The sequence below is a fragment of the Finegoldia magna genome (assembly GCF_002243175.1).
GTDB classification, from domain to species: domain Bacteria; phylum Bacillota; class Clostridia; order Tissierellales; family Peptoniphilaceae; genus Finegoldia; species Finegoldia magna_J.
Genome location: NZ_NDYF01000010.1, coordinates 21707 through 33551, shown reverse-complemented (window position 1 = coordinate 33551; position 11845 = coordinate 21707). Strand labels below are relative to the sequence as shown.

Sequence of the window (11845 nt, the reverse complement as noted above, 5' to 3'; positions counted from 1 at the left end):
ATCATAATCAATCCTTGTTTTTATATTATCTGTGTTTTAATGCGATCTCAAATAGTTTATTAATGAATTTATTAAATACTATATCGAATTCTCCGATTGTAGCTAACATTTCAGTGCCAAATCTTTTCTTAAATTCATATAATCCAGCTTCATGGTCTTCTACATTATCTTCCGGAGTATAACCTGATACTCCTCCGAAATCATACGATGTGCATCCTTTTTCTATAGCTCTTTTTATCATAGTCCATTGCATTAAATAATTTGGACTTAAATCTCTAAAATCATTTGAAGATGCTCCGTAAAGGTAATATGATTTCTTGCCACAAAATGTTAACAAAGCTCCTGATAATACAATTTCATCAACACCATTTTGAATATATTCATTCATTTGGTCAATCAAATCTTTACATCTTGCTCTTCTATTATCTAATACATCTAGTTCCTTTAAAAAATTATTCTTCTTCTCCTCTGTTATATCCTTTTCCAATTTATTTTTAGTTTTGAGTTCTTGTTTATTTATTTGATCTAACTCATTTTCATTGGATTTCTTTACACTTGAAGGTATAAGTTTAGTTAGATATAATTCACAATCGTCATCTGGAGCTAAAACATCATATAAATTCTCAAAATATTCGTGACTTCTATGATTAAACTCATCTCTTTTAGCTGTAATTTCCATTAATTTTGAAAACTTAGATAATTCATTCTTGTCACATCTTTTACACTCAAGTCCGTTCTTCAACGATTTTTTTACAACACTTTTAGTTCTAGATTGAAAAGAATTCATGACTTCTTTTTCTGACTTATCTATATCAGTTATCATATAATATCTAGGCTGATTGTATTCTAATCCTTTTTTTAAACCATGATGGTAGCATCCGAGTTCTTTTAAATAATCAATCAATCCACCAATTTTCACAGAGACTTGAGGGTCAAATTTCAAAGAAAAAACTTTATTCTTTTTACAAAAATCCTTTAATATTTGGATGGTTGCTTTCAAATCTTCTTTATTTTCATAATCAATTACAGGTCCTTTTGGAGCATAAGCAAAATAATAGGGAAGAACCGGGAGTTTTCTTAATAAGATTAAACAAGTACCAACAAGTTTGCCGTCTTTTTTAATTCCAATATTTTTTCCAATCCATCCTTTTTTTACAAACTGCCATTTATATATTTGATTTAATTCTCCATATTTATGATTTTTAACAAAATTATCATGTTCTTCGCTACTAAGTGTTACCATTTCGTAAGCCATTTTATCACTTCCTTAACTTCATACATTATACCATAAAATGTGATTATAATTATTTAATAGAAATCAAAAAAAGATAGAGTAAACATAGTTACTCTATCTAATAAAACTAATTATTTTAATTTTTCTCTTGCTGCTGCTTGAGCTGCTGCTAATCTTGCGATTGGGACTCTGTATGGGGAACAAGATACATAATCTAATCCAATTCTGTGACAGAATTCAACACTTTCAGGATCTCCACCATGTTCACCACAAATACCAACATGTAAATTAGCATTTGAAGATTTACCTCTTTCGATAGCTATTTTGATTAATTGACCAACACCTTCTTGGTCTAATCTTTCAAATGGACTTCTTGAATAGATTTTCTTTTCTTTATATTCTGATAAGAATTTACCGGCATCATCTCTTGAGAAACCAAATGACATTTGAGTTAAATCATTTGTACCAAAACTAAAGAAGTCAGCTTCTTCAGCAATTTCATCAGCCATTAAACATGCTCTTGGTATTTCAATCATAGTACCAATTTGATAATCTAATTTTTGATTTGTTTCTTCAAATACTTGATTGATTTCTTCGATTATTTGATCCTTAACGTATTTTAATTCTCTCTTTTCTCCTACAAGCGGAATCATAATTTGAGGAACTATTTCATGTGAAGTTTCTTCTTTAACTTTTAAAGCAGCACTAATAATTGCTCTTGCTTGCATTCTATAAATTTCTGGATAAGTTACAGCTAGTCTACAACCTCTGTGTCCAAGCATTGGGTTTACTTCGTGAAGTTCTAAAATAATATCATTTACTTCATCGTAAGTTAAATCCATTTCTTTTGCTAATTCTTCAATATCATGTTTTTCCTTTGGCAAGAATTCATGAAGTGGTGGATCTAAAAGTCTAATAGTAACTGACAAATCTCCCATTTCTTTGTATATATTATAAAAGTCATCTTCTTGAAAAGGTCTTAATTTATCAAGAGCTTTTTGTCTTCTTTCTGTAGTGTTTGAAAGAATCATTTGTCTAACGATTGGAATTCTTTCTTCGTTGAAGAACATGTGCTCAGTTCTTGTTAATCCAATTCCTTCAGCACCAAATTCTTTTGCTTGATGTGCATCTTTAGGAGTATCTGCATTAGTTTTTACACCTAATCTTTTAATTTCATCAACCCATTGCATAAATTGGGCAAAGTTACCAGTTAGTTCTGGACTCACTTTAGAAATTTCTCCTTTATAAACATATCCAGTGCTACCATCTAATGAAATCAAATCTCCTTCTTTGATTTCGATATTTTTACCTCTTATTACTTTGTTTTCTTCATCTACTCTAATTTCACTAGCACCTGCTACACAACATGCACCCATTCCACGTGCAACTACAGCAGCGTGTGATGTCATACCACCTCTTGCAGTTAATATACCTTCGGCTTTAATCATACCTTCGATATCTTCAGGAGATGTTTCTTGACGAACTAATATTGATTTAATGCCCTTAGACGCAGCGGTTTTACAATCTTCAGCACTAAAATATACATGACCACTAGCAGCTCCAGGTGAAGCAGCTAAACCTTTTGTAATAACTTCCGCATTTTCTAATTCTTTTTGATCAAAAGTAGGGTGTAGGAGTTGATTTAAACTATTTGGTTCAATTCTTAAAATAGCTTCTTCTTTTGAAATTAAACCTTCATTTACTTGATCTACTGCAACGTTTAACGCACTGATAGCAGTTCTTTTTCCGTTTCTAGTTTGAAGTAAATATAATTTAGAATTCTCTATTGTGAATTCCAAGTCTTGCATATCTCTGTAGTGTTCTTCCAATCTTTTAGTTATAGAATGGAATTGTTCATATACCTCAGGCATAACGTCTTGTAATTGACTGATTGGTTGAGGAGTTCTTATACCAGCAACAACATCTTCACCTTGCGCATTCATTAAGAATTCACCAAATAATTTATTTTCACCAGTTGCAGGGTTTCTTGAGAATGCAACACCTGTTCCAGATGTATTTCCCATGTTACCGAATACCATTGATTGAATGTTTACTGCAGTACCTAAATTATCATCAATGCCGTTTAATTGTCTGTAAATTTTTGCTCTAGGATTATTCCAAGATCTAAAAACAGCTTCTATAGCATATCGTAATTGATCGATAGGGTCTTGTGGAAATTCTTCGCCCATTTCTTCTTTGTAGATTTCTTTGAATTTTTCAACAATTTTCTTTAAATCTTCGCTATCAAGATCTGTATCATCTGTAACGTTTTTTTCTTCTTTTATTTTATCTAATTCGTTTTCAAATAATACTTTAGGAATTTCTCTTGCAACATCTGAAAACATTTGAATAAATCTTCTATATGAATCATAAGCAAATCTTTCGTTATTAGTTGATTTAGCTAAGCCAATAACAGATTTGTCATTCAAACCTAGGTTTAAGATTGTGTCCATCATACCTGGCATAGATATTACAGCGCCAGAACGAACAGAAAATAGTAGAGGATTTTCTTCATCGGAAAATTTCTTGTTTAATTCTTTTTCTGTTTCTTCAATATGAGATTTGATTTCTTCAAATAATCCATCCCATAATTTTTCATCTTCTTGATAAAATTTGTTACAAGCTTCAGTAGTAATAGTAAATCCTGTTGGAACAGGTATATCCATATTAGTCATTTCGGCTAAGTTGGCACCTTTTCCACCAAGAAGGCTTCTCATGTCTTTATTACCTTCTTTAAAACCGTAAACATATTTTTCTGTCATTTAAAAAACTCCTTTTTAATCATTCATTTTTTTTAGATGTCTGATAATAACTTCTGCCGTTTCTTCAATTGCTCTGTCAGAAACGTTTATGATAGGACATCCGATTTTCTTCATTACTTTCTCAGCATAATCTAATTCGTCAAGTATTCTACCCAAATCAGAGTATGTACTTTCAGTTGGCAATCCCATAGATTTTAGTCTTTCTTTTCTGATTTTGTTTAGTTTATCAGGAGAGTTAGTAAGACCAATGACTCTTTTTGGTTCGATTTCAAAAAGTTCCTTTGGGACTGGTGACTCTGGTACAAGTGGAATATTACAAACTTTGTAATGCTTATTTGCAAGATACATGGATAATGGTGTTTTCGAAGTTCTAGAAACACCAATAATCGTTATATCAGCTCTGGAAACTCCTCTTGGATCTTTTCCATCATCGTATCTTACGGCAAATTCTATTGCATCAATCCTTTTAAAATAATGTTCGTCAAGCTTACGTAAAGCACCTGGATTCGTTGCTGGAGATCGTTTTGTTAACCTTTGAATGGCTACAATTGATGGAGTTAAAATATCTACCGATATGAGATTATTCATATCGCAGAATTTTTTTAAACTATCAATTAAACTTTCTTCAACTAAACTATAATATATGATAATATTATCCATTTCTAAACATTTATTTAATGTAGAATTAAGATGCTCAATAGATCGGATATGTCCAAATAAGTGAAATTTAGCATTTTCACAAGTAATATCAAATTGAGCTAAAGCGGCTCTTGCTATTTGATCACCTGTGTCCCCGGTAGAATCTGATAAAACTACCAGATTAATATTTTCCATAATTCACCCCTTTATTTGTATCATCAATTTAATTATACATCATTTTTTACAATTTTAAAGCAAATCTTTGTTATTTTATTTAAAATTATCACAAATTTAATTAAGTATTGATTATAGAAAAAGTATAATTTAATATAAATGTTTACTACTGTTGTGTATTTATGATATCATTCTAGATACAGAAATAATTAATAGAAGGTGATAAATTGAAAAATGATTTACAAAAAGATGAAGACAATAAAACTAGTCAAATGAATAATGAGTCTTCAAAAAATAATAGTATTTATAAACTGAAAGAATCACAAAAATCACACTCATGGATTTGGGTCGTATCAATTCTTTTAGGTATTTATATATTAGTTTCAATATTTTTTAGCTTCATGACTTATCCTAACGCCAAAATCAATGGGGAAAGTTTAGGTGTAAGAAAAATTTCTGATGTTAAAAATATTTTTGATGAACAAACTACATCAATTATTGGAAGAGATAATAAAACTGTTACATTGAATAATTCACAAGCGGGTTTAAAACAAGTTGCTTTGGAAAATCAAACATATGTACAACATGGTTTTTTGTGGCCAGTAGAACTTATAAAAGGAAAAGAAACAGATGTAAAAGTTAAGAAAAGTGTAGATTCTGAAAAATTAAAAGAAACGATTAAAAATAGTGAGCTATTCAAAAATATCAAAGAACCAAAAAACGCCCAATTGATTTTTGAAAACAAAAAAGCAATAATCAAACCTGAAGAATTAGGTAATAAACTTGATTTAGATAAAGTTTGTGAATCCGTAATAAAAGGATTTAATGAACACAAGGATGAAATCAAATTATCTTCAGAATATATTAATCCTCAAGTTACAAAAAAATCATTGGAGCCAAACAAAAAAGAACTTGAAAATATTGCAAAAGCTTCTATTACCTTAAAATTGCCAAACGGAGAATCACAAAAAATAGAAGATAATTCTATGTTCTTAGATGAAAATTATAAGTTTGAAGATAAAAAAGTTCGAATTTTTGTAGATGACTTGAAAGAAAAATTTGAAGTTATCGGAAAAGATTTTGATTTTACAACTCATAATGGTAAATCTATAAAAGTTAAAGCAAAAGTTTTTGGAAATGAAATTAACAAAAAACAAACAGTAGCTATGATTACAGATGCTTTAAAAAACGGTAAAACCATAGACAGTGATTTAGTATATAGCAGAAGAAGCCAAAATAATGGAGTTCTTGGAAAAAGCTATATTGAAATAAGCTTGGGAGCACAACATTTGTGGTATTTTAAAGATGGTAAACTAGTCTTAGACACACCTGTTGTTACAGGAGATCCATCAATTGACCACGAAACACCAACAGGATTATTTGAAATTTGGTCAAAAGAAACTGATAGATTTTTAAGAGGATACAATCCAGATGGATCAAAATATAAAGTTCATGTAGATTATTGGATGCAAATTGACTATACTGGTGTAGGAATTCATGATACAAAAGGAAGAGCCGCCTACGGTGGACAAATCTTTAATGGCGCTGGTAGCCATGGTTGTATCAATACTCCAATAAATCATGTTCGTACAATTTTTAATTCAGCAGAAAATGGTATGCCAGTAGTAATATATTAATTAATTAGTCGATTATTTTATAATAGTCGACTTTTTTTATTGTAAAAAAATAAAAATTAATGGTATTCTATATGTAAAGAAAAGGGGTAAATTATGGATTCAGATTTATTATTATTTTTAAGTAGTTTGAACACAAATTATAATTGGATAGGTCCAATTATTGAAAATTATAATACATTAGATGATATTATCTACGATAATGCAAAAAAACTTTTAGAAGTAGATCCTAAAATTTACGAATTTATGCTAAAGAATATGAAAAAATTCGATATAAATTTGTACAAGGAAAAACTGTGGAAAAACAGTATAAAATTTACTACATACGGTGATTCAAAATATCCGAAAAAATTACTTGAAATAGATGATGCACCATATACTTTGTACTATAAAGGTGATTTGACTGAAGATTTCGATAATTGTGTTTCATTTGTAGGAGCTAGAAAATGTAGTCAATATGGATCTTATGCATGCAAAAAATTTGTATCTGAAATATCACAATATAAAATACCAGTTGTTAGTGGATTGGCTCTTGGTATAGACAAAATTTCTCATCAAACTTCTCTTGAAAATAATAATAAAACAATTGGAGTTTTGGGTTGTGGAATAGATCAAGTTTATCCAAGGAGCAATTATAGAGTGTTTCAAGATATGATTTCATCACATAACGGAGTAATTATGAGTGAATATCCTTTTGGAATAGCACCATTGCCATATAATTTTCCGTTTAGAAACAGAATTATTTCTGGTTTATCACTTGCAACTGTTGTTATTGAAGCAAAAGAGAAAAGCGGTACATTAATCACATCATCTTACGCCTTGTCTCAAGGTAGAGATATATTTGCTGTTCCAGGAAATATTAACTCAGTTTATTCAACCGGAACTAATCAATTAATAAAAGATGGGGCTTACATATTAACTGACGTTTTGGATATTATAACTCAAATCCCTGAATTTCAAAATAAATATATAGAAAAACCACAATTGAGTTTTGATTTGAATGAATTGGAACGTAAAATATTTAATTTATTGAAAATTGGCGCAAATTCACCAGATGAAATTTCTATAAAATTAAATGAAGATATATCTGATGTTTTAATGAGTTTGACCAAGATGGAATTGTTGGGAATTGTTGTGGATATTGGAAGTAAATACTCATTAAAGTAGAATGAATAATATGATATAATAACATTGGAATTTTAAAGAGGAGAATGATATGGACAAAAAACAATTAGCTATTAATACTATTAGATTATTATCTGTAGAAATGATTCAAAAAGCGAATTCAGGGCATCCTGGACTTCCTTTAGGTGCAAGCCCTATGACATTTACATTATTTAACGACATAATGCATTTTTCACCAAAACACAGCGATTGGATAAATAGGGACAGATTTATTTTATCAGCTGGTCATGGTTCTGCAATGTTATATTCACTTTTACATTTATTTGGATTTGGAATAACAGTAGATGATTTAAAAGAATTTAGACAATACAACAGCTTAACACCAGGACATCCAGAATATTTGCATACAAAAGGAATTGATGCGACGACTGGTCCTTTAGGACAAGGATTAAGTATGGCTGTTGGTATGGCAATTGCTCAAGAATATATGGCCAGCCAATTTAATACTGAAAACCATAAAATTTTTGACAACTATACTTACACAATTGTTGGTGATGGTTGTCTTCAAGAAGGAATAACTAATGAAGCTAGTTCAATAGCTGGATCATTAAAACTATCAAAATTGATTTGTTTATACGATTCTAACAATATAACAATTGAAGGCGATACAAAAAATATTTTCTCAGAAAATGTCAGAGCTAGATATGAAGCATTGGGCTGGGATACTTATTTTGTAGAAGATGGAAATGATATAGACAAAATAAGAGAAACTATTGAACTTGCGAAAACAACTGATAAACCATCATTTATTGAAATAAAAACAAAAATTGGTTATGGAAGTGTTGTTGAAGGAACTGCAAAAGCTCATGGTGCTCCAATAGGCGCAGAAAATATTCCTAGTTTAAAAGAAAAATTAGGTTTAGACTTTACAGAAGAATTCTATATTCCACAAGAAGTTAAGGAACTTTTTGAACAATCAGCTTCAGAAAAAGAAAACTATTATTCAGAATGGGAAAAAATGTTTGAAGACTACAAACAAACTCACAAAGATCTTTATGAGAAGTTAATGAAATTCTTATCTAAAGAAACTGATGAAGATTATTTAACATCAGATGAGTTTACTAGCTTTGAAAAAGACGATGCTACAAGATCATATTCACATGTTTTATTAAATAGATTAAAAGATAAGCAATTAAATATTGTTGGAGGATCTGCGGATTTAGCTCCATCTAATAAAACTTTTATGGATGGTTTAGATGTGTTTACACAAACTAATAGATCTGGAAGAAACATACAATTCGGTGTTAGAGAACACGCGATGGCAGCTATCACTAATGGTATCAGCTTGTATGGTGGATTAATTCCGTATTGTGCTACATTTATGATTTTCTCAGATTATTTAAAACCAGCGATGAGATTGTCAGCTTTAATGAAGAGACAAGTAATATATATATTGACTCATGATTCAATCGGTGTAGGAGAAGATGGACCTACTCATGAACCTATAGAACAATTAGCAATGCTTAGAACTATACCAAATCTTAATACTATCAGACCTGCTGATGGATTTGAAACATCAATGGCATACAAGATAGCATTGGAAAATAAAGAAACGCCGACAGCTTTGGTATTATCTCGACAAAAATTAGTTAATTTAAAAGAAACTAACGAAGAAGCTCTAAGAGGTGGATATATTCTTAAAAAACAAGAATCTCCTGATTTAGTTATTATAGCAACAGGTTCTGAAGTTAAACTTGCATTAGATGCAAGTGAAGTTCTTGAAAAAGAAGGAGTTAAAGCGCAAGTTGTATCAATGATGTGTCAAGAAATTTTTGACAAACAAGATCAAAAATACAAAGATTCTGTTATTCCAAAAAATATAGGTAAAAGAGTTAGCATTGAATGCTTGTCAACATATGGATGGCAAAAATATACTGGACTTAATGGATTAAATATTGGTATAGATGAATTCGGAATGAGCGCTCCAGGAAGTAAGATAATGGAACATTTTGGATTTACAACAGAAAAAATAGTTGAAAAAATAAAAGAATATTTATAATCAATAGGCCGTCAACAGTTTTGTGTTGATGGTCTTTTTGTTTTAAAATTTAATCGTTTTTAAAATTGAAATACTAATTCTTTTATGGTATATTTTTTATGGGAATATTAAAATATAGTTAAAGAATCGTAAAGAGGTGGATATGTTAAATATTGTTCTTTTAGAACCTGAAAAGCCTTCAAATACAGGGAATATAGGAAGAACTTGTGTACTAACTAATTCCAGATTACATTTAGTTAGACCTTTTAGCTTCAGACTAGATGACAAGTTATTAAAGAGGTCTGGAATGGATTATTGGGATAAAGTTGATTTAGTTATTCATGATGATATGGATGAATTTTTAGAATATATAAAGGGAAATGATAGAGTATTTTATGTCGAAACTTTTGCAACAAATTATTATCATGAGCTTGAATATCAAGATGGAGATTTTTTCGTGTTCGGAAAGGAATCTTCAGGTATAGATAAAGATTTAGTGGATAAGCACAAAGATCATTCTATAAAGATTCCAATGAATATGACAATTGATAGATCATTAAATTTAGCAAATTCGTGCAATATAGTTTTATTTGAAGCATTAAGACAAATAGATTTTCCAGGATTAAAGTAGGAGGTTTTATGGATATTATAACTCCGGTTTTAGGGGGATTGGCACTTTTCTTGTTTGGAATGACAATAATGGGTGAAGGTCTTCAAAAATCGTCAGGTAATAAGTTAAAAAAGATAGTAGGTTCTTTAACTAGGAATAAATACATAGGTGTGTTACTAGGTATAGTAGTAACGATGGTAATACAATCATCTTCTGCAGCAACAGTAATGGTTGTGGGTTTTGTTAATGCAGGTTTAATGCCTTTGAATCAAGCTGTTGGAGTAATTATAGGAGCAAATGTCGGAACTACAATTACTGCGCAAATAATAGCTTTTGATATAGCAAAATATGCTCCTTTAATTGTGGCTTTTGGTGTGCTTTTGTACATAAGTGCAAAGGATGATAGAAAAAAGAATTTAGGCGAGGTTTTTGTTGGCTTAGGTTTAATTTTCATTGGAATGAATACTATGGGAGATGGGCTAAATCCATTATCTAAAGAATTGTGGTTTAAAAATGCCTTATTAAAATTAAACTCACCAGTAATCGGCGTTTTTGTAGGATTTTTCTTAACAACTGCAGTACAATCATCTTCTGCTTCCATTGGGTTAATACAAGCTTTAGGGAAACAAGGATTACTTACAATAAATCAAGCTGCTCCATTATTACTTGGTGGAAACATTGGTACAACTACTACTGCATTATTGTCTTCTATTGGTGCTGGAAAAAACGCCAAAAGAGCAGCAATAATACACTTATTATTTAATCTTATAGGTACAGTTATAGTGCTTATATTCCTAAATAAATTGATGCAAAACATAGTATATATGTTAACTCCATTAAATGTTTCAAGACAAATAGCTAACTATCATACATTGTTTAATGTAATAAATGTTGCTATACAACTTCCAGTTTCAAACTTTTTAGTTAAAGCTGCTATGAAAATTGTTCCAGGAGAAGAACACGCAAAAGACTTACAATATTTAGATGACAGAATTTTGGAAACTCCTTCTATTGCAGTTGAACAAGCTAGACTTGAAGTTATTAGAATGAGTGATATAGTTTATCAAAATTTTAAAAATGTTGATGAATATTTTATGACAGGTAACAAAAAACTAAGATCAAAAATATTAGAAGAAGAAAAAAGAATTAATAATTTGGAAAAACATATCGTTGAGTATCTTGTAAAATTATCTAACAAATCAATTTCAGATGAAGAACACACACAAATTTTTATTATGCAAGATATGCTTAATGATCTTGAGAGAATAGGAGATCATGTTGAAAATATATGTGGAATTGTAACTCTTATTTATGATGAAGAAAAAGAATTTAGCAAAGTAGCTATCGATGAATATAAAGATTTATATTCAAATGTAGAAAATGCAATAATAGATTCAACTATGGCATTTAAAAATAATGATCAATCATTGGCTTCTAAAGTCGCAAATATTGAAAATAATGTAGACTTTTTAGAAAAAAAATATAGACATAATCATATCAAACGAATTAACAACAATGAATGTGATTCAACAGTTGGAGTTAATTTCTTAGATATTCTATCAAATTTGGAAAGAATATCTGACCATTGCACAAATATATCCAATTATACTCTTCATATTGAGGTTTAGA

Annotated in this window: 8 protein-coding genes; 5 read left to right on the top strand and 3 right to left on the bottom strand. The window is 29.9% G+C overall.

Annotated elements, in window-relative coordinates; all coding sequences use genetic code 11:
- Positions 1-25: 25 nt before the first annotated feature.
- The 3 genes from B9N53_RS03370 to B9N53_RS03360 all read right to left on the bottom strand — a co-directional run bounded on the left by B9N53_RS03370 (position 26) and on the right by B9N53_RS03360 (position 4830).
- Positions 26-1255 (bottom strand): lipid II:glycine glycyltransferase FemX, encoded by a 1230-nt coding sequence (locus B9N53_RS03370; protein ID WP_094203679.1) that lies wholly within the window; start codon positions 1253-1255, stop codon positions 26-28.
- Between the two features lie 110 nt (positions 1256-1365).
- A complete protein-coding gene (gene ppdK / locus B9N53_RS03365; RefSeq protein WP_094203678.1) occupies positions 1366-3996 on the bottom strand; it encodes a pyruvate, phosphate dikinase in 2631 nt (876 codons plus the stop codon).
- A gap of 15 nt (positions 3997-4011) precedes the next feature.
- Complete coding sequence (locus tag B9N53_RS03360; protein ID WP_094203677.1) at positions 4012-4830, bottom strand: pyruvate, water dikinase regulatory protein; 819 nt, start codon at positions 4828-4830, stop codon at positions 4012-4014.
- A 206-nt stretch (positions 4831-5036) separates the two neighbouring features.
- Here B9N53_RS03360 and B9N53_RS03355 point away from each other — a divergent pair, with 206 nt between their 5' ends.
- From B9N53_RS03355 to B9N53_RS03335, 5 genes are all read left to right on the top strand, one after another.
- Complete coding sequence (locus B9N53_RS03355) at positions 5037-6446, top strand: L,D-transpeptidase family protein (RefSeq protein WP_094203676.1); 1410 nt, start codon at positions 5037-5039, stop codon at positions 6444-6446.
- Between the two features lie 93 nt (positions 6447-6539).
- Positions 6540-7610 carry a DNA-processing protein DprA gene (gene dprA / locus B9N53_RS03350; RefSeq protein WP_094203675.1) on the top strand — a complete coding sequence of 357 codons (1071 nt, stop codon included), beginning with the start codon at positions 6540-6542 and terminating at the stop codon, positions 7608-7610.
- A gap of 49 nt (positions 7611-7659) precedes the next feature.
- Entirely contained in the window at positions 7660-9627 is a 1968-nt protein-coding gene (gene tkt / locus B9N53_RS03345; RefSeq protein WP_094203674.1) for a transketolase, read from the top strand.
- Positions 9628-9769: 142 nt separating this feature from the next.
- On the top strand, positions 9770-10237 hold the full coding sequence (locus B9N53_RS03340; protein WP_002836464.1) for a tRNA (cytidine(34)-2'-O)-methyltransferase: 468 nt from the start codon (positions 9770-9772) through the stop codon (positions 10235-10237).
- A gap of 8 nt (positions 10238-10245) precedes the next feature.
- Entirely contained in the window at positions 10246-11844 is a 1599-nt protein-coding gene (locus B9N53_RS03335) for a Na/Pi cotransporter family protein (protein WP_094203673.1), read from the top strand.
- The last annotated feature ends 1 nt before the right edge of the window (position 11845 follow it).

Bases quoted from the DNA above. Each gene is read 5' to 3' on its own strand.
- dprA (WP_094203675.1), top strand. From the start codon at position 6,540: ATGGATTCAGATTTATTATTATTTTTAAGTAGTTTGAACACAAATTAT.
- B9N53_RS03340 (WP_002836464.1), top strand. From the start codon at position 9,770: ATGTTAAATATTGTTCTTTTAGAACCTGAAAAGCCTTCAAATACAGGG.
- ppdK (WP_094203678.1), bottom strand. From the start codon at position 3,996: ATGACAGAAAAATATGTTTACGGTTTTAAAGAAGGTAATAAAGACATG.
- B9N53_RS03335 (WP_094203673.1), top strand. From the start codon at position 10,246: ATGGATATTATAACTCCGGTTTTAGGGGGATTGGCACTTTTCTTGTTT.
- B9N53_RS03360 (WP_094203677.1), bottom strand. From the start codon at position 4,830: ATGGAAAATATTAATCTGGTAGTTTTATCAGATTCTACCGGGGACACA.
- tkt (WP_094203674.1), top strand. From the start codon at position 7,660: ATGGACAAAAAACAATTAGCTATTAATACTATTAGATTATTATCTGTA.
- B9N53_RS03370 (WP_094203679.1), bottom strand. From the start codon at position 1,255: ATGGCTTACGAAATGGTAACACTTAGTAGCGAAGAACATGATAATTTT.